The organism is [Zimmermannella] faecalis ATCC 13722 (assembly GCF_000381765.1).
Taxonomy (GTDB): Bacteria; Actinomycetota; Actinomycetes; order Actinomycetales; family Microbacteriaceae; genus Gulosibacter; species Gulosibacter faecalis.
This window is the reverse complement of sequence record NZ_KB907077.1, coordinates 29,230-51,952: the sequence shown is the minus strand read 5'-3', so window position 1 is coordinate 51,952 and position 22,723 is coordinate 29,230. Positions and strand designations below refer to the sequence as shown.

General features: G+C 65.1%; 32 protein-coding genes. 2 read left to right on the top strand and 30 right to left on the bottom strand.

Translation table 11 applies throughout. The annotated features are described in order from the left end of the window. Positions 1 to 30: 30 nt before the first annotated feature. The 7 genes from G328_RS0106135 to G328_RS0106105 all read right to left on the bottom strand — a co-directional run bounded on the left by G328_RS0106135 (position 31) and on the right by G328_RS0106105 (position 4,998). Positions 31 to 1,287: a hypothetical protein gene (locus G328_RS0106135; protein WP_019618464.1), complete on the bottom strand. Its 1,257-nt coding sequence runs from the start codon at positions 1,285 to 1,287 to the stop codon at positions 31 to 33. 415 nt (positions 1,288 to 1,702) lie between these two features. After that, positions 1,703 to 1,993 carry a hypothetical protein gene (locus tag G328_RS0106130; RefSeq protein ID WP_154651539.1) on the bottom strand — a complete coding sequence of 97 codons (291 nt, stop codon included), beginning with the start codon at positions 1,991 to 1,993 and terminating at the stop codon, positions 1,703 to 1,705. Positions 1,994 to 2,121: 128 nt separating this feature from the next. Beyond that, entirely contained in the window at positions 2,122 to 3,015 is an 894-nt protein-coding gene (locus tag G328_RS0106125; protein WP_026339688.1) for a DUF3800 domain-containing protein, read from the bottom strand. Positions 3,016 to 3,282: 267 nt separating this feature from the next. Then, positions 3,283 to 3,507 carry a hypothetical protein gene (locus G328_RS0106120; RefSeq protein WP_019618461.1) on the bottom strand — a complete coding sequence of 75 codons (225 nt, stop codon included), beginning with the start codon at positions 3,505 to 3,507 and terminating at the stop codon, positions 3,283 to 3,285. A 1-nt stretch (position 3,508) separates the two neighbouring features. Further along, positions 3,509 to 3,808, bottom strand: coding sequence for a hypothetical protein (locus G328_RS0106115; RefSeq protein ID WP_019618460.1), 300 nt, complete (start codon positions 3,806 to 3,808; stop codon positions 3,509 to 3,511). Between the two features lie 3 nt (positions 3,809 to 3,811). Beyond that, a complete protein-coding gene (locus G328_RS0106110; RefSeq protein WP_019618459.1) occupies positions 3,812 to 4,234 on the bottom strand; it encodes a hypothetical protein in 423 nt (140 codons plus the stop codon). Positions 4,235 to 4,242: 8 nt separating this feature from the next. Continuing rightward, positions 4,243 to 4,998, bottom strand: coding sequence for a peptidoglycan-binding domain-containing protein (locus G328_RS0106105; protein ID WP_019618458.1), 756 nt, complete (start codon positions 4,996 to 4,998; stop codon positions 4,243 to 4,245). A gap of 101 nt (positions 4,999 to 5,099) precedes the next feature. Here G328_RS0106105 and G328_RS0106100 point away from each other — a divergent pair, with 101 nt between their 5' ends. Next, positions 5,100 to 5,453, top strand: coding sequence for a hypothetical protein (locus G328_RS0106100; protein WP_019618457.1), 354 nt, complete (start codon positions 5,100 to 5,102; stop codon positions 5,451 to 5,453). On the opposite strand, the gene G328_RS0106095 is transcribed toward G328_RS0106100, so the two are convergent. The 15 genes from G328_RS0106095 to G328_RS15785 form a co-directional block, all read right to left on the bottom strand. Continuing rightward, positions 5,450 to 5,881 (bottom strand): hypothetical protein, encoded by a 432-nt coding sequence (locus tag G328_RS0106095; RefSeq protein WP_019618456.1) that lies wholly within the window; start codon positions 5,879 to 5,881, stop codon positions 5,450 to 5,452. The genes G328_RS0106100 and G328_RS0106095 overlap by 4 nt on opposite strands. 79 nt (positions 5,882 to 5,960) lie before the next feature. Then, positions 5,961 to 8,072, bottom strand: a complete 2,112-nt coding sequence (locus G328_RS0106090) for a glycosyl hydrolase family 18 protein (protein WP_187325739.1) — start codon at positions 8,070 to 8,072, stop codon at positions 5,961 to 5,963. Between the two features lie 8 nt (positions 8,073 to 8,080). Continuing rightward, positions 8,081 to 8,557 (bottom strand): hypothetical protein, encoded by a 477-nt coding sequence (locus G328_RS0106085; protein WP_019618454.1) that lies wholly within the window; start codon positions 8,555 to 8,557, stop codon positions 8,081 to 8,083. 9 nt (positions 8,558 to 8,566) lie between these two features. Then, positions 8,567 to 8,962, bottom strand: coding sequence for a hypothetical protein (locus G328_RS0106080; RefSeq protein ID WP_019618453.1), 396 nt, complete (start codon positions 8,960 to 8,962; stop codon positions 8,567 to 8,569). Then, a complete protein-coding gene (locus tag G328_RS0106075) occupies positions 8,959 to 9,360 on the bottom strand; it encodes a hypothetical protein (RefSeq protein WP_154651538.1) in 402 nt (133 codons plus the stop codon). The genes G328_RS0106080 and G328_RS0106075 overlap by 4 nt, the downstream gene beginning before the upstream one ends. Continuing rightward, on the bottom strand, positions 9,327 to 9,716 hold the full coding sequence (locus G328_RS0106070) for a hypothetical protein (RefSeq protein ID WP_026339687.1): 390 nt from the start codon (positions 9,714 to 9,716) through the stop codon (positions 9,327 to 9,329). Before G328_RS0106070 ends, G328_RS0106075 begins: the two co-directional genes overlap by 34 nt. After that, on the bottom strand, positions 9,716 to 10,087 hold the full coding sequence (locus G328_RS0106065) for a hypothetical protein (RefSeq protein WP_019618450.1): 372 nt from the start codon (positions 10,085 to 10,087) through the stop codon (positions 9,716 to 9,718). The genes G328_RS0106070 and G328_RS0106065 overlap by 1 nt, the downstream gene beginning before the upstream one ends. Beyond that, positions 10,087 to 10,509 carry a hypothetical protein gene (locus G328_RS0106060; RefSeq protein WP_019618449.1) on the bottom strand — a complete coding sequence of 141 codons (423 nt, stop codon included), beginning with the start codon at positions 10,507 to 10,509 and terminating at the stop codon, positions 10,087 to 10,089. The genes G328_RS0106065 and G328_RS0106060 overlap by 1 nt, the downstream gene beginning before the upstream one ends. Beyond that, a complete protein-coding gene (locus tag G328_RS0106055; protein ID WP_019618448.1) occupies positions 10,509 to 10,892 on the bottom strand; it encodes a hypothetical protein in 384 nt (127 codons plus the stop codon). The genes G328_RS0106060 and G328_RS0106055 overlap by 1 nt, the downstream gene beginning before the upstream one ends. Further along, entirely contained in the window at positions 10,892 to 11,239 is a 348-nt protein-coding gene (locus G328_RS0106050; protein ID WP_154651537.1) for a hypothetical protein, read from the bottom strand. Before G328_RS0106050 ends, G328_RS0106055 begins: the two co-directional genes overlap by 1 nt. Before the next feature lie 3 nt (positions 11,240 to 11,242). Then, positions 11,243 to 11,653 carry a hypothetical protein gene (locus G328_RS16615; RefSeq protein WP_019618446.1) on the bottom strand — a complete coding sequence of 137 codons (411 nt, stop codon included), beginning with the start codon at positions 11,651 to 11,653 and terminating at the stop codon, positions 11,243 to 11,245. Continuing rightward, positions 11,646 to 11,993, bottom strand: coding sequence for a hypothetical protein (locus tag G328_RS0106040; RefSeq protein WP_019618445.1), 348 nt, complete (start codon positions 11,991 to 11,993; stop codon positions 11,646 to 11,648). Before G328_RS0106040 ends, G328_RS16615 begins: the two co-directional genes overlap by 8 nt. Positions 11,994 to 12,003: 10 nt before the next feature. Next, the gene (locus G328_RS0106035; RefSeq protein ID WP_187325738.1) at positions 12,004 to 14,313 is read right to left on the bottom strand and encodes a phage tail protein; all 2,310 of its coding nucleotides are present in this window, start codon (positions 14,311 to 14,313) and stop codon (positions 12,004 to 12,006) included. A 327-nt stretch (positions 14,314 to 14,640) separates the two neighbouring features. Next, on the bottom strand, positions 14,641 to 15,402 hold the full coding sequence (locus G328_RS0106030; protein WP_154651536.1) for a phage tail family protein: 762 nt from the start codon (positions 15,400 to 15,402) through the stop codon (positions 14,641 to 14,643). Then, the gene (locus G328_RS15785) at positions 15,399 to 18,920 is read right to left on the bottom strand and encodes a phage tail tape measure protein (protein WP_019618442.1); all 3,522 of its coding nucleotides are present in this window, start codon (positions 18,918 to 18,920) and stop codon (positions 15,399 to 15,401) included. The genes G328_RS0106030 and G328_RS15785 overlap by 4 nt, the downstream gene beginning before the upstream one ends. A 21-nt stretch (positions 18,921 to 18,941) precedes the next feature. Here G328_RS15785 and G328_RS0106020 point away from each other — a divergent pair, with 21 nt between their 5' ends. Next, positions 18,942 to 19,286, top strand: coding sequence for a hypothetical protein (locus G328_RS0106020; RefSeq protein WP_154651535.1), 345 nt, complete (start codon positions 18,942 to 18,944; stop codon positions 19,284 to 19,286). Between the two features lie 5 nt (positions 19,287 to 19,291). Here G328_RS0106020 and G328_RS0106015 read toward each other — a convergent pair whose 3' ends face one another. The 8 genes from G328_RS0106015 to G328_RS0105980 all read right to left on the bottom strand — a co-directional run bounded on the left by G328_RS0106015 (position 19,292) and on the right by G328_RS0105980 (position 22,693). Then, on the bottom strand, positions 19,292 to 19,699 hold the full coding sequence (locus G328_RS0106015; protein ID WP_019618440.1) for a hypothetical protein: 408 nt from the start codon (positions 19,697 to 19,699) through the stop codon (positions 19,292 to 19,294). After that, positions 19,699 to 20,229, bottom strand: coding sequence for a hypothetical protein (locus G328_RS0106010; protein WP_019618439.1), 531 nt, complete (start codon positions 20,227 to 20,229; stop codon positions 19,699 to 19,701). The genes G328_RS0106015 and G328_RS0106010 overlap by 1 nt, the downstream gene beginning before the upstream one ends. An 80-nt stretch (positions 20,230 to 20,309) precedes the next feature. Then, positions 20,310 to 20,843, bottom strand: coding sequence for a phage tail tube protein (locus G328_RS0106005; protein ID WP_019618438.1), 534 nt, complete (start codon positions 20,841 to 20,843; stop codon positions 20,310 to 20,312). A 2-nt stretch (positions 20,844 to 20,845) separates the two neighbouring features. Next, on the bottom strand, positions 20,846 to 21,022 hold the full coding sequence (locus tag G328_RS16490; protein ID WP_019618437.1) for a hypothetical protein: 177 nt from the start codon (positions 21,020 to 21,022) through the stop codon (positions 20,846 to 20,848). A gap of 61 nt (positions 21,023 to 21,083) precedes the next feature. Next, positions 21,084 to 21,506, bottom strand: coding sequence for a hypothetical protein (locus tag G328_RS0105995; RefSeq protein WP_019618436.1), 423 nt, complete (start codon positions 21,504 to 21,506; stop codon positions 21,084 to 21,086). Continuing rightward, positions 21,503 to 21,883, bottom strand: coding sequence for a hypothetical protein (locus G328_RS0105990; protein ID WP_019618435.1), 381 nt, complete (start codon positions 21,881 to 21,883; stop codon positions 21,503 to 21,505). The genes G328_RS0105995 and G328_RS0105990 overlap by 4 nt, the downstream gene beginning before the upstream one ends. Then, positions 21,880 to 22,281, bottom strand: coding sequence for a DUF6093 family protein (locus G328_RS0105985; RefSeq protein WP_154651534.1), 402 nt, complete (start codon positions 22,279 to 22,281; stop codon positions 21,880 to 21,882). Before G328_RS0105985 ends, G328_RS0105990 begins: the two co-directional genes overlap by 4 nt. Continuing rightward, positions 22,262 to 22,693: a hypothetical protein gene (locus G328_RS0105980; protein ID WP_019618433.1), complete on the bottom strand. Its 432-nt coding sequence runs from the start codon at positions 22,691 to 22,693 to the stop codon at positions 22,262 to 22,264. The genes G328_RS0105985 and G328_RS0105980 overlap by 20 nt, the downstream gene beginning before the upstream one ends. Between the last annotated feature and the right edge of the window lie 30 nt (positions 22,694 to 22,723).

Below are 22,723 nucleotides of genomic sequence, written 5' to 3'. Positions count from 1 at the left end.
ATAACTAAGGGGAGCCTAACCCGATTGCGGTCACGTGGCAACGGGCGTCGACATCGGCGGTTCGCCGCGGTAGTAGGTCACGTCGTTCGCGACGTGATGCCGCTCCCAGTTCGCGACCTTCGTGAAGTAGTCGTGGCTGAACCACGGCCCCGAGATCGGGTCGGGGTGGTTGTCGACGTGCGGGAGCTGCTGTTCGTCGAAGCGCTGCGAAAAGGCCCCGCCGACGCTGCCGGTCGAGATCATGTCGGCGAGCACAACCCGGTCGAGCAGCGTTCGATACACGAGCGTTCGCTCGACGTTGTCGCGAATGTCGGCCCACTGCGCATCCTCCCTCGGCCGCGGCGGCACGTGCAGGAGCACGAGCAGGTGCACCTTGAGCCCGCGCGCGATCGCCTCGAGCGCGACGTTGCCGCCGTGGCTGTGGGCGTAGATCGCGTCGACCTGTTCGCCGCCGGTGTGCTCGGCGACCCAGGTGAGGAGCCCCTCCCCGCCCGCGACGCGGTCGGCCTCGCTCAGCCCGCCCGACCAGCGCGGGAAGTCGGGCCGCGAGTAGAGGTCGGCCGACACGTGCTCGCGAATGTACTCGTGCATCGGCTGGCCGGGGCGAAACCAGCCCGACGGAGACAGGCGTGCCCACGTGCCGTGAAGCGCGAAGCTCACGGCACCGGTCGACCGCTCGAGGGTGGTGGTCGTCGCGGCGACCGCGGGTTGGGGCTCGAGCGGGCCGACCGACGAGAGCTCGGCAATGCTCCGCACGTCGTGCGCCGGCGAAGCGAGGGATGCGCGCAGCACGTCGCGGGCCGGCTCGTGCGTTCCGTGCGAGAGCCGGTCGAGCGCCTGCGCGCCCGCGACGCGCTCGATCGCGGTCGGGCCCGTGAGCGAGGCCTCGAGCAGCGCCTTGAGGTCGTCGGGCTTCGGGGTGTCGCCGATGCCGTCGAACGCTTCGCGCACGGGGCGCAGGCTGCGCGTATCCGGTGGGGTGGGCGGTGTCTCGTGCGGCGTCGCGGTCGTTGCCGCGGTCGCAGTGCCCGGAAGCCCGACGCGTCGCGCGAAGGTCTCGCGATCGTCGTCGCAGCCCCACTCGGCGTCGCGATAACCGCCTTCGACCGGCGTGACCCCGAGCTCGTCGAGCGTCGCCGCGACCTCGGGCACGGGCTCGGGCGCGCGGTCGAGCATCCCGAGCGTCATGGTCTGCAGGTGCGCGACGCGACTCGCGGCGGCGCCCGCCGAGGTCGAACGGAATGCCTTCGTGCCGGGAAGGATGCGGTTCGAACTCTGGAACGTCATCGTCGCGCTCGACTCTCGCTCGCGCCGCCCGCGGCGGCATTTCGGAGGATACGGCGAGACTACCGGGCTGGGCCCGGTGGGCGCCGTGGGCGAGGGGTGCGGTGGGCGCGCCCGGCCGGACGCGATGGGCGCTCTCGGCCGGATGCGGTGGGCGCGCTCGTGCGACCCGGGCGCACTTGCCCACCTCACTCGACTGCGACCCCTGCGTTCGCGATGCAACTGTCGGGACGACAGGATTTGAACCTGCGACATCCTGCTTTGCAGGGCGGTTATCCGAGGAAATCGGGGCGGAACGGTTGAGGCGGGTTATATCGGTGCGACCTGCGGTTTTCTAGCGTTCTGTCATCCGATGAGGTCGGTTGAAATCGGCCTAGGTTGCGGTGCCACTTGTAGAGAATTTGTAGCGAGCGCGGCCTCACCTGAGCTCGTCGGCGTGCTGCACCACCCACGCCACCGCGCTGTTGAGCGACGCGAAGCTTCGCACCCACGGCCGCACGCCTTCCGTGTCTCGATACACGTGATAGGCCGGGCCGGTGCCTTCTGCTGGCCGTAGGTATCGCACCCAAGCGAGTGTGCGCGTCGCGTGACCGTGCACCCGCCACACTTGCCCTGGATGGATCGTCTCGGCGAGCGGATGCCCCTCACGTAGCTGACGCTCGATCGCAGCGACAATCGCGTCGCCGCCCTCCGCGCGCTGCTTACTCATGCGCATGAGAGTAGAGCCGGCCGCCGACATGTGGAAACGCAGAAAGCGCCCCGCCCCTCCCAAAAGAGAGACGGGGCGCAGACACATTCCCTAGGTCGTGATCGACTCTCTGGTAGGTGTCCGCAGAATCACTTCTCCGCCCTACCGCGCAGCTTGGCCACGATCTCCGGGCTTATGCTGCTCCCAACTCGGAATCCCTCGACAGTCGGGTAGAGCTTTCGCTCCCGAGAAAATACCTCTGAGTGATTTAAGTCGCTTACGCTTCGGTGATGTAGGTGAAGTTTCGACTCGTGGGTGAAAGCACCAAACGGTGTCTTCAGCTTCTTCTTGTCCGTCACCCAACTGTAGTAGGAGTTTTCGATCAGCTGGTAGTCGATTGCGCGCGTTACCGCAGCGGCAACCCAGTCTGCAAACTGAATGTTGGCACTCAGTTGGCTGTCAACGTGCATCGGCGGTTCAACGATGCTCCTCATCTCCTGATGTTGAGCCGCTCGCCCGAGGATGTGGCCGTACATGTTCGGTAGGCGCTTGGCGCGCGTCGTTTCGTTGATCTGATCGATCATCACCATGACATTTTGTCCACAGTAGTCGGAGTGCCTTGCGATTCGGTTTAGAGTCTCGCTCATAGCGTCTCTTTCGCGATCTTCGGGATCAACCGCAACTTGCTTAGCAGTTCCGATGGGTTTCTCATCGGCATAGTAGAACAACGACCCGTCGAATTCCCTGACCTTACGAACCAGATGGTCGAACACGCGAAGATGCTGCGGGTGCCGCTTGTGTACGTGCTTGCTGAACAAGTCAGCGCCCTTCCGTTCCCATTGGGAGGGTCGCTCTGCCGCCTCGACCTCGGCTTTGAAGAGTGTGTTCTTCTGATGTTGGAAGATCGCGCCAAACGCTCGGGCATGACGGGACGGGATGATGAACCCGGCGTAGCCGAATGCAGGGCTGGTCCTGAATCGGGGATGATTCCTCGAGACGAACGCCCCTGGTTCGCCAATCTCATCGATGTACGCAAGCAACACAGATCCAATTATGCTGCACTAACGCAGAAACCCACGCCGTGGCGTGGGTTTCTCGAATTGGCGCTCGGAGAACTGTTTCATCTCTAGCTACGCGATCTCAAACGTACCCTACCCACGGGCTGCACGGCAAGCCGAATGCACGAACTGATCCATCATCCGCTTCGCGCATGCTAGCTCCGTCCACTCGACAGCATCGCAAACGCAGAAATGGCCCCCACCCGCACGCCGGAGCGTGCAGGTGGGGGCTTAATCGTGCCGGGATGAAGGCTATTCCTGCGATGGGGTGTTGACGGCGGCGAGCGCGCCAACAGGCACACCCGCATACGCCGCGACCGCGATGGCGACGGTCAGCCATTCCGGCGTACCCGCATCGAGCGCGGCGAACGCGACTTGCAGCGCGCCGATCACGAACACCGCGAGCACATACACGGTGTAGATGATGCGGCGCGCGAGACGCGACGTGATCACATGGTCAAGGTTCGGTTCGAGCAAATTACTTGCCTTCCTGGGTTGGGGTTTCGGTGGTGGTGCTGCTCGACGGCCACGGCGGGAGGTCGACAGGGTCGATGCACGGTGCCTCGATCAGCATTCGGCGGAGCTGGTGGGTGTAGTCCTCGATGCGGCGACGCCACTTCCGCTCCCGGTCGTAGGCATCCCAGGCTTTGTTCAGATCGTCACGACGCCGCTGCCCAGCCGAGCCGGTGCGTTCAATGAGCCGCTGTATCGCGATAGTGCCCGCGCTGCCCGACCCCAGGACCACGCCGCACAGCGCGATGATCTGCTCTACCGTCATGCGCTACTCCCGGTCGTCGTAGATAGGTGGTCGGTAATCCCATCCGATGATCTGAAGGAAGCGGAGGAGGAAGAAACAGAACGCGAGTGCGAGCGCGCCGAGCTGTGTCCATCGGTTGCCGGTCTCGGTGAACGCGAGGAGTCCGACGATGAACCCGTACATGCCGAGACCCATCCAGATGACGGCGATGGAGAGGCGTTCTGCCCACCACCAGCGGGTGTAGACGAACGCGAGCCCGCCGATGCCGCCGATGGTGAGGAGCACGCCCCACACGGTGGCGAGGGTGTCACCGAGCTGGGTTTCGATGGTGCGGGGTGGGGCGATGATGGTGACGACGCCCATGAGGAGGGCGAAGGTGTAGCCGGTCGCGACGACGGGCCGCCATTGGGGCGGGTCGTGCAGGATCATGCGGAGTGTGCGCCACATGGCTCCTCCTAGCTCGACAGGCGGGCGACGAAGCCACGCCAGCTGTTCGCGCCGAGGATGCCGTCGATCGGCCCCTTGTAGCCGCCGCCCTGCGCGTACCGCTGCATCCCCTTGTACGTGTTCACTCCGGGCTTGCCGTCAATCGGTCCGGTGTAGCCTGCGCGGTCGCGTACAGTGCGCTGCACGCCCTTCCACGTGTTCACTCCCGGAACACCGTCAGCAGGGCCGGAGTAGCGGCCCAGCTTCTTCAGCCACCGCTGAATCGTCTTCCACTGGGCTTTGGTTGCGCTCTTCGACGTCGACGCGCTGCCGGTGGCGCGGCCTGCGATCTTGCCGACGATGGACGCATTCGAGCCGTTACGCCGCGACCACCCGAGGTATGGGTTGCCCTTCGCGCGCGTGTACGCGGAGACGGTGGTGATGCCGTAGTTGTTGCCGAGGAGCTGCCCGCCCGCGCCGAGCGCAGCCGACGTGCCCGTCATCAACACAGACTCGCCGCCGAGACTCACGCCGACGTGGCCTTCCGCGGCCGGGTTCTGCCAGTAGTGGATCGCGCCCGCCGGAGCCTTACTCGCATTCGTCGATTCGATCTTCGACGCGAGACGCGCCGCCCGCGCCGTCGGATACGTCACCATCTGCGAGTCACGGGTGTACCCCATGAGGTAGTAAATGACGTTCCACACGAGGCGCTGACACTGCTGGTCGTGGTTTCGGGTCGGGTAAGTCTTGTTCATCCAGGCTGCGACAGCGTCGACAGTGGCCATGGGGTGCCTCCTTCAGGCATGAAAAAAGCGCCCTTCGTGGGCGCTGGAATGTTGTGTTGTTGTGACCGGGCGTGTCGGTGGCCGCGGATACGATGACCGGTATGCGTCGCTATCTCGCTCCTGCTGCTGCCCTGTTCGCTCTCGCCGTGCTCACGGGATGCGCGGGAGCGAGCGCCGGAGCCGTCGATACGAAGACCCCGGCACCCGCACCGATCAGCGCAGACGACCAAGCGGCCGCCGCCACCGAGTGCCGCGACGCGCTCCTACAGGACGTGCCGACCTACACTGAGGCCACCTTCGACGGCACGTTCGACCCGGCTCTCACCGAGTTCGAGACAACAGACGGCGGCCTGCTCGTCACCTTCATCGACGGCAACGAGACTGAGCGCGTCGGGAACCTCTACTGCGAGTGGTCGCCGGCGAACGCCGTGACGTACACGCAAGACCCTCGTTAGGCGCTGAGGCGTCCGAGGAAGTGCGCCCACACGAGCGGAGTCGCGTGCGAGCCCTTCATGCCCGCGTACGGTGCACGGTTGTTCGAGAGGATGTTGTTCGGTAGCGGGCGGATGAAGCGGCCGATGGTGACGTTGTACTTCCAGTTGTAGGCGTATTCGTGGACGTACTTCACGGTGTTGCGGCCGACTGCGCCGTCGACAGGCCCGGTGTAGCCCGCGCGTGGTGGCTTGATCGTCGTCTGGATGCCCTTGATCGTGTTCGGCCCCCAGATGCCGTCGACCGGCGACGACTTGGGGTAGCGGCCAACCTTCTTGAGCGCGGCTTGGATGCTGCGGCGGGTCGCGAAGTCGGGCTCTGCCCAGCGGTAGCCGCCCGTGGCGAGTTCGCCGTAGAGCGCGGAATCTTCGACTACATAGCCGTATGCCATGTGTTTCCTCTTTCAATGAGAAACGCCACCCCGTGGGGTGGCGTTGGTGTTCCTGGCGTCGGTTGACGACAGGAGGTCGTCAACGGTCAAGCCGCTTAGTTTCGGGAGTGAGTTCGCCGCCGCGCAGACGCGACCAGGTGCGCGTATCCTCCTGGCCGAGTGACCAGAGGGCGATGCCCGCAAGCCCGTAATCGAGACGTGCACGGTCGCGCCAGTGCACGATGGTTTCGGCGTCCGACCAATACGCGATAAACGAACCGGCCTTGTCGAGGCAGATCACGCGGCCCACCCACACGTCATGATCGGTCGCAATGACCTCCACATCGGTCGGGGTGTCGGGATAGATCGGCACGTCTTCCCAGTGGTCGTAAACCCAGTCGAGCGAGATGGAGCGGGTTTCGTCGGCGCGGGTGGCGTCTTCGTCTACGTCATCGACCGGCCGGAACCTGCCCTTGTCATCCCAGGTGATGCCGTCGCGCTCGAACCTGCCGAGGGTCTTCGACCGGCCGCCGATCTTCACCGTCACGGCTTCGCGTGGCTGATACCACCAGCCGTCACCGACATAGACGTGATCAATCCATGCGGTGGCCGTGGCGGTGATGCCGACCGTGCCGCCCGAGGGCGTCGCGTTCACCTTGAGGTAGCGGGTGGGTGCGGTGTTCTCCCCGGCCGCCCAGTACGCCCGCACGCTGTTCTCGCGGAGCCGGATCGCGAGCACGAACCGTGATTCGCCGGCGTCATCCCCAACCGCGCGTGACGGCACGGACGCGGTGCCGAGCACCGTCGACCCCTGCCGGATACGCAGGCTGCCGGTGTTGTTGACCTCCACCGTGTAACCCCTGGCGGTGACGCCGATCCAGCCCGCCGTGGCGAATTGCCCGCGAATCTGCAGGTAGACGGAGCCGCCGAAGCTGTGCGCGAGGTCGAGCTGGCCCGTACCCCGGTACTGGTGATAGCTGCGAGTCTCGTTTGACCACTGCTCCCAGTCGCCGTTGTAGTAATTGGACAGCTGCTGCGCGTTCCCCGCGTTGTCGTCCATGATCGTCGCCGCCACCGGATAGCGTTTCAGGAGTTCGAGGGTCATCGTGAACCCCGACTTGGGTGAGACGTACTGGCCGTTTACGTCGCGCACACTGCGCGCGTTCAGCCGGTACAGGCCGCCCTCCGAGTCGCTCGAGTTGTCGGTGACGCCCCACATTCCGCCCTGATCGAGCGCAGACGGGAGCCCGTAGCGCACCATGTACGGTTTCGCCTCGAACAGGTCGCGCGTCATCGCAGGTGTACCGGAATCCCAGTAGTAGGCGTCGCGCCAGTCGTACACATCCGTGAAGCCCCACGCGCTCATCGAGTCGAGTTCGCGGAATGCGAGCCACCCGATGCGGTGATGGCTGCCGGAGCCTGCCGGGTTGGTGTCGCTACCGTCCTGCGCGCGCACCCCGGAGAAGTGCTGCCAGGCCGCATAGTACGTACCGGAGTCGCCGCGGTATCGCCATCCGAGGTTCGCCGGATAGGTCTCGATGCGCCAGAAATAGGCGTACAGCGGCAAGCCCATGAGAATCTTGGACGGCTCGATCTGTCTCACGGCCCACTCGTAGACGCCGCGCATCCAATAACCAGGGCTGATCGGGCCAGGCGCGCTGCCCATCCACGCGAAGTCGTAGCTCATGATCGCGACCTGGTCGAGAATCTGCCCCAGCTGCGCGTAGCGTGCCCAATCCTGCCCACCCACGCTGCCGTCGATGGTGAGCGGAGGCAGAGCCGCCGAGCATTCGAGGCCACGCGAGTGTGCGAGGTCGGCAATCTGCTGAAACAACGCCTCTGCCGCGGGAGCGTTCGCGATGCCGCCGCCCTGCTCAAGGTCGATATCGATCCCGCCGAGCCACGGGCGAGCATCCAGCGCGGCCGTGAGCCCCGCAATCAGGTTCGCCCGGGCCGAAGCGTTGTTGCGGAGCGCCGTGAAAATGCTCGCGTCGCCGTCGTTGCGGAACGCGAGCCAGAACTTGATGTGCGGCCACTTCGCCCGGTACGGGTCGAGCAAATCAGCATCGAACGTCTCGGTCAGATTCCCGGCCGCGTCGACGCGCCAGCCGAAAATCGACAGGTCGGTGATCTGGTCGCCGTAATGCTCCAAGACGAGGCGCGTCCTGTCATTGAACAAATGCCCCGTCCAACACCAAATACGGTCGCTCACGTGGCCTCCTAGGCGCGCTCGCGCCACTCGATAGTCAGATGCACCGGCACTTCCGTATCGACCGGTACGTGCCCGTCTGAGCGCTCCGTTAGCATCGGTGGGAGCCCGTGCCCGTGGGTCGCGGTGTGGCTGCCACCGTCGACGGTCGCGGTCTTGTTGATCGTGCCGAACCGGTACGAACCGACCCTGACGTTGCCGACGCCAGACGGCCGCACCGTGACGGTCGTCGGCGCTGCACTGTCGTTGTTCGCGAGCACCAGCACCGTGTCATCAGAGCGCGGTAGCACGCCGTTGCGGTACTGCCGCCCGCCGGTCTCGATCTTCACGTCCTGCGGGTGCGGTACGACACCCGACGGGTCGCCCGGCTGTAGCTGTAGGTCCGTGACCTCGATAGGCGTAGAGGTCTCGGTACCGTCGTAGATCAGGCGGAGCGTGACCGCCGCCACGCGGCCCTTACCGGCCGGGATACGCGAGACGAGACGCATGGCCGCCCCCTAGTGGATGATCAGCTCTGGCGGGATAGGTGCCGTGCAGGTGTACTCGAACCCGCCGCGGAGCGTCGTCGGTCGCTGCACTTGCAGCATCCCGTCCTTCAGGGTCTCGTGCCAGTACAGCGTGCGGCCGTAGTACACCGAGCACAGCGACGGATGCAGCGACGTTGGGCTATCGTTCACCCAGTGGTATTGGTGCGGGAGTTCCGGCCGCATCCAATCCGGGAGATGCCCGAGGTTCGCCAGGCCGGGTTTCTCGGTATCGAGGCGAAGCCCGGTGAGGTCGACCAGAGCGCGATCACCGACGCGCTTCACCCGGAAAAACTGGATCGGCTCACCAGGCATCTGCGGTTTCAGGCCGCTCGCCGCGGTCGGAATCGACTGCCAATCAGTCTTCATGCCGCGACCCCCATCATCGTCGTCGGGAACGCGCCGAGCGCTTCGACCTCAGCACGCGCCGAGATAGCCTGCCCAGCCTGCGCCCCATACAGGTTGAAATAGCCCGCCGTCGAGATGCCATAGGAGCCGCCGCCCTGCGTCGAGATGGACGGAAACCAGAGTTCGCGGATGCGGTATTCCGGCCGCCAGCCCGCGATGAGCCGCGGCATCGTCACGTTCGACGGCGGGTCGGTGAACGTCAACTCATCGAGCACGACGATGAGCTTGTCCTGGCGTCGCCGGGTGAGGAGCCGCCCCGAGGTCACCGGCGCTTCAATCAGCGCGGTCAGGTCACGCAGGCCAGTGTCATGTCGCCGTAGCCAACTCATGCCGCCACCCCCGGGAGTGTGATCGGCCAAGCGTTGACGGTCAGGAACGAATCAGCGATCAACAGGCGGTCGCTCGTCTGGTAGCCGATGACCGCAAGCCGGTTGTTGTAGTAGTTGAGGCGACGCACCGACGGGTTGTTGTCCTCCGTCCATGCGAGCGAAGCGCCGTAGTCGTAACTGCCGTTGTGTGTGACTGGCGGGCAGCGGAACCCGAGCGGGATATTCCATGCTGCGGCGGCGGTAGCGGTCGTGCCGTCGAGCTTCCCACGAAAAAACACGGCGTCATCGGCGCGCGCGACGAACAGCATCCCCGCCCACCCGTTGATTAGCTCGTCTGAGACGTTGCGCCAGCCGGTGCGCCGAGCACGGCGACGAATCCAAGCCATCAGGTCACCTCGATTCCGGGATGCGTTGTCGGCATCGCCTGGTTCGTGAACACCGTGAAGTTGCCGCGGTACGTCTCGCCAATCACGCCGCCCGAGAACACGATTCCGCCGCCCACATTTAGCGTGAGGTCGAGCAGCTTGCCGGTGGTGGATTGCAGGCCCGCGTACTGCGCGAAGTTCGGTCGGTAGCCGACCGGCAGCGAGCCCCAGGCCACGATGATGCCGCCCGTTGCGGAGAGCTTCAGCCCGTTGAACGAGTAGTCGATCTGCCCGCTGTTCGTTCTGCGCACGCGGATGCTGTTCACTGACTCGACGTTCTGGAACAGCTCGTCAATGAGCCGCCACGACGGCGTGCGTTTCAGCCAAGCCACTAGTAGCCTCCTGGTCGTGCCGCGTACGCGAGCAGCGAGAGCGTGCCCTGGATCGCCTGCACGCCGGTGCCCGGCTGATCGCCGCCGCGCTGCAAGAGGAGCCGCGAGTTCTGCATGATGCGGATCCGGTACTCGCGGTTACCGTTCACGTTGCCGAGGTTGATCGCGGCACGCTCGGGCGACCACACGCGGAACCCATCTGGGAGGAACCCTGCCGGGGTCAGATAACCGAACTCGGGCGCGTCGGGGAGTACTCCGACGTTCGTGAACCGAATGTCGAGCATGTCGAGGTCGGGATCGGAGCCGCCGCGGCGACGGACCTGCACAGTGCCGGTGCCGTCGAGCCACCAGCCGTCACCCGTGCCGATCGGCACGTCAACCCAGCCGGTGTTGAAACTGCCGAAGCGTCGAAGCCACGCCATTAGAGTTTCACCCCCGGCATCGTCGTCGGCATCGCGCCAGGCGTCGGGAACAACAGCGTGAAATGCAGCACGTCGCCCGTCTGCGCGTAGTAGGCGACGAGGCGACCGCCAGCGGTCAACGCGATACGCACGATCCGCCCGTTGGACATGCTGATGTTGTGCCATTTTGAGCGTCGAGTGCGAAGCCCGACCGGCAGCGTGCCGTTCGGTAGCAGGTCGATATTCGAGCCGGCGATTTCACCGAGCTTCATATTCTCCGCGCTCAGAACCGTGATGCCGCCGACCCTCTCCACCGACAGACGGCCAGCGTCGATCGGCACCGGAATTAGGCCAGTGATGTCGTACTCGTCGGTCGCTGCCGCATGCTTTTTCAGCCACGCCATTAGCCAGGCACCCCCGGATCAGTGTCAGGGAACGGATTCGCTGTCGTGAACAGGCCGTAGATGATGGTCGGGCTCGTGATCGCGGTCGAGTGCCGCACCCGGCCCGACTGGTCTACATACCCGTACCCGGTCGCCGCTGATGAGGTGAGGCGTCGCGTCCATCCCGGCCGGAACCCCGGCGGCAACGTCATGATCGTCTGGTTCGCGGGAGTGTCGTTCACGTTCTGCAAATACAGGTCGATGTTGTCGACCGAGCGCAGTAGCCGCGCCCACGTGATCGGTGACTCCGAGAGCGAGGTAACGTCACGCACGCCCGTGGTCTGCCGCCTGGTTCGTAGCCAGCCCATTGGTTACTCCATCTGGTAGTAGTCGCCCGTGGTGGCGTCGATGGCCCAGAACCCGACCGGTGCGGAGCCGGTGGGTACACCGTTTGTGACCATGACGTTCGTGAGGCTTGAGCCGCCTTGCCCGGCTTCGACGGTGGAGACGCGCGCTTCGAGCGGATCAACTTTCGCCTTCAACCCGGCCGGGGTGACGGCCTTCGCCGTGTTGGTGCCTGCCGTGGCTTCCGCGTTGGTGGCGAGCTGCACCCCGCCACGTGCACTGGTGGACGCGGCGGGGAGGCGTGCGGCGGCGAGCGTGCCCGCGGTAATGTCCTCCGCCGTATGCACGTGCTCGATGTTCGCCTTGCCCGCGATCAGCGCGGCGTGCTGGTTCACATCCTCAGCGGTACGGATCGCCAAATCTCGGAGGTCAGCCATTGCCCCTCGTCTCGACATAGGCGTCGTAGATCGCCTGCTGGTCGATGCCGCCGCCGCCGGCTTCGAGGTCTTCGACCTTCACCCCGAGGGATTGCAGAAGCGCGGCCTGCATGAGGGTGAGCGATTCGAGCTGCTCGAAGCGTTCGATCACGTCCTGATCCATCGCGCTACCTCCTGAGATGACGCCCGCGATCCACGGCAACTCCGTCACGTGAGGGAGCCAGCCGGAGGGGTTGCGCCCCGGCTGGAGCATCACGTCCGTGACGGTGACGTTGCTGCCTTCCAGCCGGAGCACCATGCGCCGGATGCGTTTCGACCCGGTACGGAACGTGCCCTGCATGACGCCCCCCCTAAGTGAGTTCGACCGGAATGGTTTCCGTCGTGCCGTCCTCGTACTCGACCGTCACGAGTGCTCTGAGCGGCGGCACATCACCGCCCGTGGTGCGGGTGTGCATCGACAGCGCATACTCCGAACGGTTGTCAGGATTGACCGTCTGCTCAATCCAGCGCGTGCCCTCACCCTCGAACCGGACCGCATAATCCCCGGTGCCTGCACCGTCGACAATCTCCACACCAGAGCTAGCCCAGTGCGCCAGCGCGTTGTCGAACCGCCCGTTTTTGAGGAGGTTGAACGGCACAAGATCGAACGCCCGGTTGGTCGCGCCGGTCGTGAGCGCGCCCGCCTGATCACTCGAGTCCTTCCCGAGTTCGCGGAGCTTGCCGGAGAGGGTTACCTTCGTTTTCCACGGCTGCACAATGTCGTGCTCGACCGACACAATGCGTTGCGATTCGCGGATGCCGAGTTCGTCGTCAACGACGGTGACGGTGTCGCCAACGTCGAACCGGTCAATCTCCTGCCCGCTCTGGTGGGAGAGGTCGGCCACGGTGAACTTGTAGCTGTACGAGGGTTTGCAGCGGTTCGCGAGCGTGGCTTGCGCCATCGACAGCATCGTGAACGGCGACGTACCGGACGCGAAATCATAGGTCGCTTCCCGCACCTCGCTCGTCCACGTGAAGTCCTCCACATACGGCACACCCGAGTTCACCGACGCGATGGTCACGCCCTCCTCGTTCCGCGCATAAATGCGCGTCACCAGGCTTGTCGTATCTACCACCCGCTGTGATTCGGTGAGGCCGCGGCCATAGAAGAACGCCACGCCCACGTCACGGCCGGAGCGCGTGACGAGCGAGACAGTCTTGCCGACGTTGTCGAACAGCAGGTCGCCGCCATGCTGCGCCTGCACCGTACGAAGCAGTTCGAGCGGGGAACAATCCTCCACCGTGTACGTCCTGCGCGTGGTGACGTTCACGGCGGCGATAGTCCAGCCCGTGCCCTCCAGGGCGAGCGCCAGCACATCCCCGGCCGTGGTCTGTAGGAACTCACGGCCGTCGATCTGACCCGCATATGCCAGGTCATAAAACAGCGCTTCGCAGTACACCGAATAGACCGGCACACGCGATTCACGGGCCGTCTCGATGCGGCGCACCTTGTAGAGGTCGCCCGCGACCGACACTGGCAGCTCGGGTGCGAGCACGCCAGCGTGGCGGTGCTTCACCGGCACAGTGAACTCGAAGTACTGTTCCCCGTTGACCTCGCTCGTCGCGACCGCCGACAGGCTGTCGATGATCGCGACCTGGTCGTTCCCAGTGCCGAGGATGATCGGCACCCGCGGATAGCGCGAGGGCTGCGGAGGCTCCCAATCCGGGGCTTCCACCTGCGCCGTAAACGTCCTGGAGGCGGTGCGGCCCCACTGGTCACGCACCGTAGCGGTCACGGGGATATCGCCCGCGGCCCACTCTGCCGAGAGTGTGAGGGTGTCGTCTTGCACGTCAGCGTTGAGGCCGACGACTGCGACATTCCACGACACCGGGCCGGTGTATGTGGCGTTCAGGTCGACCGTCTCGCTGCCGCGCTGCGGCACCGTCTGAGTCGGAATCACCGCCAACGTCGGAGAGGGAGGGAGGAGTTCGACGCCCGTGAACGCGTCACCAGCGTTCAGGGAGATATCGAACCGCACGAGGCCCGTGAAGCTCGCCGGGAGAGGCCCCTCCACCCAGCTCGTGCCGTTGTTGCTCGACCGGTACACCGTGGCTGCACGAGACGGTTCACGCCCGCCCGAGTACGACACCTGCTGCGCGCCCGTGGAGAGGGTGTGCGACGCGACCGCCGTAACAGCGGCATCCGACACCCTGAGACGGCCCGCGGCGGCCTCGTTCGAGCCCGTCGCCCACGTACCCAGCCGGAGCCGCTCGACGAACGCACCAAAATCGAACCCCGCCGAGGGGTGGGCGATGATCAGGTCATCGAAATAGCCGCCCGACCACATGCCAATCGATGGCAGGCCCGCGATATCGATAGGAGCCGTACAGGCCTTGTTCGGCGTGCCCGACAGGGAGCGCACCGGGGAGAGCCAAGCGACATGGCCCGACCACTGCACCGCCGCGAGCTGCGACGTACCCGCATCCAAATCGACGAGTTGGCCGACCCACATCCATCCTGTGTAGCCCTCGCCCCACGTCGGGGTCTCGTACTGGTCGAGAATCAGCGCCCCGGCGGCGTTGTAGACCTGGTGCCGGAGCGAACCGTTCGTGTGCGACGAGAGGTACGCGAGCGGCGCGCCCTCGCCGCCACGGCTCGACATGAGCGGGTTGAACGTCATCGTGTACGACTGCGACACCCACATGCCCGTGAGGAGCTTCCCCGACGACGGCCACAGGCCCGCGAAATGCGGGAGCGAGAGCGTGCCCTGCTCCGTGGCGGGGTTGACGAGGTTCAGGCCAAGCCGTGTGCCCCACGGCCCAGCCGACACCCCATGCTGGCTCTGGCCCCAGCCCGGAACCGACCAAATATGCGTCGAGTCCACCGCGTCACGCCACGTACCCTCATAGCCCTGATCGAAGCGGAGCGCAGCGACCGGGTTGAGCTCCGGCAGGTCAAGCGGCACCTCGCCAGACCAGGAGAGTCGGTCATCCCACACAGGAGCCTCCTACAAGGTTCGAGAGTTCGGTTTCACCGTCACATTGGTGAGGCTGCCGGTCGTGGCGACGACGAGCGAATACGCGGTGTCAGGCCAGAGTTCGAGACGGTCGAGGCTGCTCATCTTCGTGACGAGCGACGCGACCTTCGACGCGCCAGACCAGCGGGCAAACTCGAACGACTCGAAGTCCAGCCGCATCGTCTGAGCCGAAGTCAGCGGGCCCGTGATCGTGCACGAATACCCGCCCAGCGTCAGCGTCACCGTCTGCGACGCCGAGAGCGTGCCCTTGAGCTCGATCGTCGGAAACGACCGCGCGTTGCCCTTCGTGCGGGTGAACGCGAGCGTGCCCGCACTCGAGCGCTGCCACGACTCATCCGCAGCAGGCCGCGCGAACGGGTCAGCCTCGAACACGACCTCCGCCTTCACGAACGTGCCGTGCCCCTGCCACTCGATATCCCCGGCCGTGACCGCCTCCGGATACGCCCAATCGCCCACACCGTGCGGGTCGAGCGACTTCGGCCCACGGTCGGGGTCGATGAACGCCGCGAACTGGTTGGCGCGCTGCAGCGCCTCCTCGATCGTCGCGCCTTCGACCTCGACATCGAACACGAACTGCGCCGCCGACCGCGTCGACTCCGCAACAATCCGGCCATGCGTGCCCGGTGTCTGGATGGATTCGACCGACAGCCCCGTAAGCGACCGCCAATCCACCAAACCGGCATCCACCCCTGGCAGGGATGCGGTCGAAACGCCACCGTAAATGAAACTCATTCGACCGCACCCCCAAGGTTGACCTTGCCCTGCGCACGCGCAGCCCTATCGGCCCGCATCCACAGATCCTGAGACACCTGCTGCACCCGCTCATCCGAATCGACCACGAGCTGATCGACCGCGACAAGCGGCCCAGCAACCGTGATCGGCGCTGCACTCCTCGAGGTCGCGACCGGCATCCGCACGACCATCGGTCGATTGTCTGCCCAGCGCGCCTGCTGGTAGTCGGTACCACCGCCGCCGGCGAACGCACGCGTGCGCCCGATCTGCCGCAGCAGCCGCGATTCCGCCTCGTACAGGTAGCCGAGGTTCTGCAACTCCCGGCCCCGCTTGCCGGAGACGAAAACCTCCCAGCCCGTCTCTGGCTCAGCGAATTTGTAGATAGGTTTCCCACCCGGATAGATCCCAGACGGGAGCGTGCGATACGGATTCGCGAAGGACCCGTAGCCGCCGTTCGCATAGGACCGCAAGCCACCGTTCGCGTAGGCGTACATGCCGCCATCCGCGTTAAGCCGCGACACGACCGCGTTCACCGCGACCGTGACCGCCATATGCCGCAGCGCAGCGATTCGCGCCTCCGCAGCCGACGTGTTCGCGCTCACATTCACCGTCGACCAGGACGAGTTCGCCGACGACTCAAACCCGTGCAGGTTGTTGTACGCCGACTGCGCTTCCGCGCCCATGTGCGAGATCGTGTACGTGCCGTTCGCGTCACGCTCCCACGTGACGACCTTCGCATCTGCGGCCGCCTTCTCAGCGTCCATGTGCGACACCGACCACGTACCGTCAGCCTCGAGCTTCCACGCCAGCACCTCGCCACGAGCCTCAGCGGCGTCAGCGTCAGCGGTCGACACCGCCACCGTCGCCTCAGTCGCCGCCAGCCACCCGTCGACCGTCGTGCGCGCCGGAGTGTCATCCGCGTTCACGGTCGTCGTTCCCGACGAGCCATCGATCTCTGCCTGCAGCGCCTCGAGCTGGGATTGCGCTTCAGTCGGGTCTGCCGAGAACTCGACCTGCCACGTGCCGTCATCGAGCTCAACGACCTTGATGCCGAGTTCCTCGAGCTTGCCCTTCGCGGTATCGGTGATCGCGTCAATCACGATCGGCGGAATACCGGGGCCATTGAGCTCACCGATCTGATCGATGATGCCCTGCAGCTCCGTGGCCGCGTTCGCCGTGACGACGTCGACCTCAGACTGCACGTTCTCCGGGATGCCGAACAGTTCGTCGGCGAGCGCCTCCGCTTCCGGAGCCGCCATGCCCATCGCGACCGCCATTTCGATGAACTTCTGACGGCCAGCCTCCACCGCGGCGCCGGCCTCCTCGACCGACCCACCGGCCTCGATGATCGATGCACCCCACTCGTTCGTTTGAGATGCGAGATCGAGCAGCGCCGACATATTCTCTCGACCAGCCTCAGTCGTGACGTCGAGCGTCTGCCCGTTCTTCTCGAGCGCAGCCGTAGCCTCATCAACCGCCTGGTAGTAGCCGATCTCCGCATTCATCATGCCCGCGAGCAGGTCATCGTACGACCGGATCGCGTCAGCGAGCGCGTCGATCGCCGCCGCAGCCTGCTCCGCAGACACCGCCTGCTCATCGAGCTCGCCAGTCAGCTCACCCGACGCATCGGCGCCACCCTCGAGCGCCCACTTCGCGAGCGCCAGCTTCTCCTCGTACGTGTCCAGCGCGCCATCGACAATGCCGAGGCCCGCCGCCTGATCGTTGAGCGAGTCACGATAGTCAGGCATGAGATCGAGCAGCTGCACGATCTGCTCATCAGGCAGGCTCGCAGCGAGCTCCTGGAACGCCGCCACAGCCTCGCTCGGATCCATGTCCGCGAGCACTTGCCCGAGTTCCTGGAACATCGCGATATCGTCGCGGCCCTGCTGCCCGACCTCGTACCAAGCACCCTGCGTGGCCTGGATTCGATCGGTGAGGTCAGCGAGGAGGTTCGCCGCATCCTCTGCGTCATTCCGCCACCCGAAGAACTCCCCCACCGACACTGTCCGAGACATTGCAGCCTCGAGCACGTCAGTCGCGTTCGCCGCGTTCCGGATCGAGGTAGCCGCTTCATCAGCCGACGCCCGAGCAGTCTCGAGCCCCAGGTTGATGAGCTCGAGCGCCGCCCAGAACGCGGTGATCGCGATGCTGCCCTTGAGCGAGAACATGTTCTTGAGCGCGCCGGTCGCCTTGCCGGTGTTGATACCGAGGGTCTGCAGCGCGACATTCGTCGCGACGATCTTCGGCACCAGGGTGAGGAACGCGCCACCCGCGAGCAGCAGCGCCGCCGCGACGACACCACCCCACGCGACAATCGCCGCCATCGGCCCATCCATGCCGGACAGCCCGTCAGCGAAGTCACCGACAGCCGACATGACCGCCTCGAGCGCCGGAAGCAGCGTCGCGCCGAGCGTGATCGCCGCCTCCGTGAGCCGGTTACGCAGAATGCCAAGCTTCGATTCAGTCGTGCCGTACCGCAGCTCTGCTTCCTGCTGCAGCGCGAGGTTCTTCTCGAACTCCTCGTTACCCATCGCCATCGCGTCACCGAAGGTGCCCGCAGCCGACGAGGCACGAAGCAGCGCGTCACGCATCCGAACCTCGGTGATTCCGAGTTCCTCGAGGATGCTGAGCGTCGTTGTGCCCTGCGATTCCGCATCAGCGAGACCCTGCACGAACGCCTGCAAAGCAGCGCCAGGCTCCGTGCGCCACTTCTGCGCGAAGTCATCCGCCGACATGCCCGCGACCTTCGCGAACTGCTCGAGCCGCTCGCCGCCCTTGTCCACGGACGCGGCGATATCGATCATGACCTTCGACATGGCGGAACCGCCGGCCTCAGCCTCGATACCGACCGACGACAGCGCCGTCGCGAGCCCGAGCACGTCGCCCTCGGTCATGCCGATCTGCGTACCCGCACCAGCGAGACGCATCGCCATCTCGAGGATCTCTGCCTCAGTGGTCGCGAAGTTGTTTCCGAGCCCGACAAGTGCGGAACCGAGCCGGTCGACGTCGTCCTGCGACGTGCCCATGATGTTCATGAACCGCGCCAGCGCCGTCGCCGCTTCCTCAGCCGAGAGGTTCGTCGTCTCGCCGAGGTCGATCATGGTGCGCGTGAACTCGACCACGTTCGGCGTCGCGATACCCAGCTGACCGGCCGCTTCCGCGACGGCCGCGATCTCGGTATGCGACGCGGGCAGGACAGACGTCAGCTCACGCAGACCCTCCTCCACCGCGGACAGCTGCGCAGGCGTACCGTCAACCGTCTTGAGAACGCCGGTCCAAGCCGACTCCCAATCCATCGCGGCTTTCACACCGAAGCCCAGCCCTGCCGTGATCGCGGCACCCGCGAACAGCATCTGGCTGCCGATCTTCTCCGCAGCACCAGACCAGCGATCGCCCCACTTCTCGACGTTGTCACCACCACGGGTGAGCTCGTCAGTGGCCTGGCCAGCCGACTGCATCCCCCGGATGTAGTTCGCGACGTCGGCCCGGAGGGTGACCTTCACCGTTTTCTCAGCCAAAACGCCTCCTATAGTCGTGGCATGAAGCCCACCCGAGAGCCCGCCCGGTGGCTCCTGCCAGCCGGAATCGCGGTCGTGTTAGCCGTTCTGGCCGTTGTCGTTGTCACCTCGCTGCTGCCAAAGGGCCCGAGCGAAGACGAAGTGATCGAGGCATGCGCCGCCGACGCGCGATCGCAGCTCGAGAACCCGCGCAGCGCGTACATGCTCAACTTGGCCGCGACCCAGACCAGCGACACCGAATGGATCGCAGGCGGCCAGATCGACGCCGAGACCGCTTCGGGCTCTCGAATCACGATCACCATGACGTGCGCAGTCACCATCAACGGCGGCGAAATCGACCGCGCAGACGCTTCCCTCTCCCAGTAGCGGCTCTAATCGAGTAGCCGCACCGGGAAGAAAATGCCCGTCATGTCGACCGGGTCATCCTTCGTGCCGTACTTCGCCTCGTATGCCTTCTCTGCGTTCCGTTGCGCGATCACCGCGTAGTTCTTCTCCGGCAGACCTTCTTCGTTGCCGGTCTTGAAACGGCGCGCGTTCGCCGGGTTCAGCTCGTCCTCGTACGTGATTCCGCGCGGTGAAAGCGATTCCTCCGCCAGCCGTGCCGCCTCGAACATCTCGATGTCCTCAGCGGTGAACTCAGGCTCTCGCTGCACGAGAAACCCGCCCTCCCCATCAGGGAGTAGGCGGGTGATTGGTTCTTCGCCCCACAGCCGGCGGGGGGAGATGCCGAGTCGCTCCGCAAGCCGAACCTCTGCGCGAATGTCCGGCTGCGCGAGCATTATTTTTTTCGGTCAGCGACCCCAACGCCCGAGGGCTTCGAGTGCAGCGCCATCACCTTCGACGTCATCAGCTCGAGGTCGCCCTGCGTGACGATCTCACCGAAGTAGCGCTTCCAAGCTTCTGCTGGTACGTCGGCTTCGGTGCCGTCGTCCATGACCTGCACGCCCTTGCGGGTGACGATCTCGACGGCGACCTCGTATGGGTTGTAGCCGATGTTTTTGAACGCATCCGTGTCGTTCTTCGTTGCGGTGTGCTTCTGCCGGATCGCGAGCCACTCCGCTTTGCCTCGACAGGCGTATATGCGGATCGTCGCGAAATCGTCGGTGTGCGCGGCATCCCACTCGTCAAGCGCTTTCTGCGCGATCGCGCGCGCATTGCCCGCCATCCGGCCGTTGCCGACCTTCGCGGCAACCAGCGCCTTCTCGAGCTCCTCACGCTCCCGCGAGAGCGTGCCATCCATGACGATATTGATCTCGTCGTAGCCGGGTTTCGCGTCATCGAGCATGTCCGCAAATGCACGGTTCGCCATAGTAAGTCTCCTACTCGTTCCTACTCAGAGAGGTGCCGTGCGGGGCCGGGAGTAGGGAACCGGCCCCGCACGGGGCCTAACTACGCGCCAGCGACGACCTTGACGTCGTCAAGCACCTTCGACGTCGGCGTCAGCGCGACCGTCTTCGTGAGCTCCGCGCCAGCCGTCGGCGCGTTCTTGCGCTTACGGCCGCACTTCACGGGGAAGACGTCCACGTCCTGGTCGGCCGCGAAGTCTTCGTCGTGCTCGACGCCGTATCGCGCGAAGGCGACGTAGCGGGCGCCGACCGTGAGGAACTCATCCGTCTCGGTGTCGCCCTCGCCCTTGTCGAGCTTGTACGCATAGGTGATCTCGAGCGTGTCGGTCTGCTTGCCCTCGCGGATGATGGACTGCGGCAGGGTGAGGCGATCAGTCGTGATCTCCTCGTTCTGCGGGGTGTGCGCCCATCCATCCGGGGTGAGGTCATACGTCGCGTCATAGGACGACGCACCGTTGAGCAGCGTCGCCGTCGGCGCAGTGAGGTCGGTAACCTCTTCCGCCGGCACGAGCATGAGCGTGAAGTTTCCGTCAGCGAGCGGCGCGAGGTTCGCGTTGTAGCCCTTCTTGATCGACATCGCTATGCACCCTTCTTTTCAACGGGCTTCACCGCAGCCCGTGCCTCTGCAGGCGTGGTTTCGGGCTTCGCCGCGTCGTAACGGCGCTTCAGGTTCTCCGGAACCTGAATGTCGCGGCCGTCGTGCGACTTCACCGTGATCGTCTTCGGCTCGTCCGAGCCGTACGTGAACTGACCCATCAGGGCCTCCTTTACGAGAAAAGCCCCGACCAACGGCCGGGGCTTGAACTGGATGTTTCGGTTATTTCGGGTAGGACATGAACCCGTATTCGGAGAACGCATCCCAGAGACCGGCACCGGCCTCTTCACGGTCGGGGCCGTACGATTCCGACCGCTTGATCGGATGACAGTTGCGGCCTTCCACGACCGGCCGCACGCCGAACCCTCGAGGTCGGAGCACCGCATCGACGGCTTCAGCGAGCCACCCGGCCTCATCGAACGTGCGCGCATAGCAATGCACCACGAACGACGCATCACGCGCCGCATACGAGCCCGTGAACCGTGTCTGCACGTCCGGCGTGAACGTCGGCAGGATGAGCACGTAGCGGCGCTCCCTGCTCGCAACGAGGTCGCCGTCGAACGTGGACGGCACTTCGCCGAGGAATACCGGATAGCCGCGGCCCTCAAGCAACGCCTCGAGCGCTTTACCTTCCGAGCGGCTCACAGGTCCATCGATTCATCGACGGCCTGCATGATGCCCTTCACGAAGTCCGCTTCGTTGTCGTAGAGCGCCGCGGTGAGCTGGCCCCGTGCCGGGAAGTAGCGCGAGCCGTACTCGATGATGTTGCCGAGCTTGCCCTGACCGCGCTTGTTGAAGCCGACCTCTGCCCGGATGCCGTCGAGGCTGCCGAGCATGTCGTAATCGATCGCCGCGGGAACACCGCCGAGGTACTTCATGCCGCGCGTGCGATCACGCGCGCTGTCCTTCACGCGGCGAGCGGTAACCTCGACAGCCTTGCGCGCGTTCACCGCGACACGAGGCCCGACCGCCGACAGATTGGCGCGCAGCTTCTGCACCTCCGAATGGTCGAACTCGATCATGCTCCCGTCACCTCCTCGACAGGTAGCCGACGAAGCGTCGCGTGCGTCACCGTGCGGTGCGCCTTCACACGAACCTGACGGCCAACATGCTCAGGCGCGTTCTTCGACGCGGTGATGGTCACGAGGTCGTCCGAGCGCACACCCGCCGACCGACTGAACGGCAACTTGAGCGTGTACTCGAAAATGTCGACCTCGCGACCCGCCAGCAACGTCTCACGCGCACCGCCCGAGTTCCGCAGCGCACACTTACCGTCGTACACCGTCACCGTGGTGCGCTCAAACAGGCCAGTATCCTCGTTGAACTCTTCCTCGCCCTCACGAGTGATCAAGCACTTGTCAGTGAGCTCGGTTTCAGCCTCACGCTGCGCCATACGGAGATCAATATCCGCGGCCGTCATAAAGCCTCACCGGCCCTCCGATCGACGCCGGAACTGTCACCTCAGGCTTGTCAGTCGGCGGCCCGAACTGGATCGTGCCCAGCCCGGTGTTGTTCTTGCGGAACCCCCGCAGCGTCGCGAGCTGCGAACCCGAAAACAGGTCGCCCTTCTCCCAACGCCGAGTGACTTCCTCGACCGTGACCGACGTCTTACTGTCCGGGTTGCCGAACACCGAAGCCGCGACCATGAGGACAATGGCGCTCACGTTGCCGGGAACGTCCTCCATCGTCCACTCTTCGCGGCGAGCTTCGCCACGAGCAAGGTCACTGATCACGCCCACAACAGTCTCAGCGCGGGCGCGCTCTTCCTCGCCCACGTCAGGCATTGCGAGCCACGTCAACAGTGTGTCGACATCTGCGAGCACTGCACCCATGACTACCCCCCTTCGAGCGGGGAGGAGCAG

What these genes read in the sequence shown, in the direction of transcription:
- G328_RS0106135 (WP_019618464.1), bottom strand. Translation starts at nt 1,287, where the DNA reads ATGACGTTCCAGAGTTCGAACCGCATCCTTCCCGGCACGAAGGCATTC.
- G328_RS0106130 (WP_154651539.1), bottom strand. Translation starts at nt 1,993, where the DNA reads ATGAGTAAGCAGCGCGCGGAGGGCGGCGACGCGATTGTCGCTGCGATC.
- G328_RS0106115 (WP_019618460.1), bottom strand. Translation starts at nt 3,808, where the DNA reads ATGACGGTAGAGCAGATCATCGCGCTGTGCGGCGTGGTCCTGGGGTCG.
- G328_RS0106110 (WP_019618459.1), bottom strand. Translation starts at nt 4,234, where the DNA reads ATGTGGCGCACACTCCGCATGATCCTGCACGACCCGCCCCAATGGCGG.
- G328_RS0106105 (WP_019618458.1), bottom strand. Translation starts at nt 4,998, where the DNA reads ATGGCCACTGTCGACGCTGTCGCAGCCTGGATGAACAAGACTTACCCG.
- G328_RS0106100 (WP_019618457.1), top strand. Translation starts at nt 5,100, where the DNA reads ATGCGTCGCTATCTCGCTCCTGCTGCTGCCCTGTTCGCTCTCGCCGTG.
- G328_RS0106095 (WP_019618456.1), bottom strand. Translation starts at nt 5,881, where the DNA reads ATGGCATACGGCTATGTAGTCGAAGATTCCGCGCTCTACGGCGAACTC.
- G328_RS0106085 (WP_019618454.1), bottom strand. Translation starts at nt 8,557, where the DNA reads ATGCGTCTCGTCTCGCGTATCCCGGCCGGTAAGGGCCGCGTGGCGGCG.
- G328_RS0106080 (WP_019618453.1), bottom strand. Translation starts at nt 8,962, where the DNA reads ATGAAGACTGATTGGCAGTCGATTCCGACCGCGGCGAGCGGCCTGAAA.
- G328_RS0106070 (WP_026339687.1), bottom strand. Translation starts at nt 9,716, where the DNA reads ATGGCTTGGATTCGTCGCCGTGCTCGGCGCACCGGCTGGCGCAACGTC.
- G328_RS0106060 (WP_019618449.1), bottom strand. Translation starts at nt 10,509, where the DNA reads ATGGCGTGGCTTCGACGCTTCGGCAGTTTCAACACCGGCTGGGTTGAC.
- G328_RS0106055 (WP_019618448.1), bottom strand. Translation starts at nt 10,892, where the DNA reads ATGGCGTGGCTGAAAAAGCATGCGGCAGCGACCGACGAGTACGACATC.
- G328_RS0106050 (WP_154651537.1), bottom strand. Translation starts at nt 11,239, where the DNA reads ATGGGCTGGCTACGAACCAGGCGGCAGACCACGGGCGTGCGTGACGTT.
- G328_RS16615 (WP_019618446.1), bottom strand. Translation starts at nt 11,653, where the DNA reads ATGGCTGACCTCCGAGATTTGGCGATCCGTACCGCTGAGGATGTGAAC.
- G328_RS0106040 (WP_019618445.1), bottom strand. Translation starts at nt 11,993, where the DNA reads ATGCAGGGCACGTTCCGTACCGGGTCGAAACGCATCCGGCGCATGGTG.
- G328_RS0106035 (WP_187325738.1), bottom strand. Translation starts at nt 14,313, where the DNA reads ATGACGTTCAACCCGCTCATGTCGAGCCGTGGCGGCGAGGGCGCGCCG.
- G328_RS0106030 (WP_154651536.1), bottom strand. Translation starts at nt 15,402, where the DNA reads ATGAGTTTCATTTACGGTGGCGTTTCGACCGCATCCCTGCCAGGGGTG.
- G328_RS0106020 (WP_154651535.1), top strand. Translation starts at nt 18,942, where the DNA reads ATGAAGCCCACCCGAGAGCCCGCCCGGTGGCTCCTGCCAGCCGGAATC.
- G328_RS0106015 (WP_019618440.1), bottom strand. Translation starts at nt 19,699, where the DNA reads ATGCTCGCGCAGCCGGACATTCGCGCAGAGGTTCGGCTTGCGGAGCGA.
- G328_RS0106010 (WP_019618439.1), bottom strand. Translation starts at nt 20,229, where the DNA reads ATGGCGAACCGTGCATTTGCGGACATGCTCGATGACGCGAAACCCGGC.
- G328_RS0106005 (WP_019618438.1), bottom strand. Translation starts at nt 20,843, where the DNA reads ATGTCGATCAAGAAGGGCTACAACGCGAACCTCGCGCCGCTCGCTGAC.
- G328_RS16490 (WP_019618437.1), bottom strand. Translation starts at nt 21,022, where the DNA reads ATGGGTCAGTTCACGTACGGCTCGGACGAGCCGAAGACGATCACGGTG.
- G328_RS0105990 (WP_019618435.1), bottom strand. Translation starts at nt 21,883, where the DNA reads ATGATCGAGTTCGACCATTCGGAGGTGCAGAAGCTGCGCGCCAATCTG.
- G328_RS0105985 (WP_154651534.1), bottom strand. Translation starts at nt 22,281, where the DNA reads ATGACGGCCGCGGATATTGATCTCCGTATGGCGCAGCGTGAGGCTGAA.
- G328_RS0105980 (WP_019618433.1), bottom strand. Translation starts at nt 22,693, where the DNA reads ATGGGTGCAGTGCTCGCAGATGTCGACACACTGTTGACGTGGCTCGCA.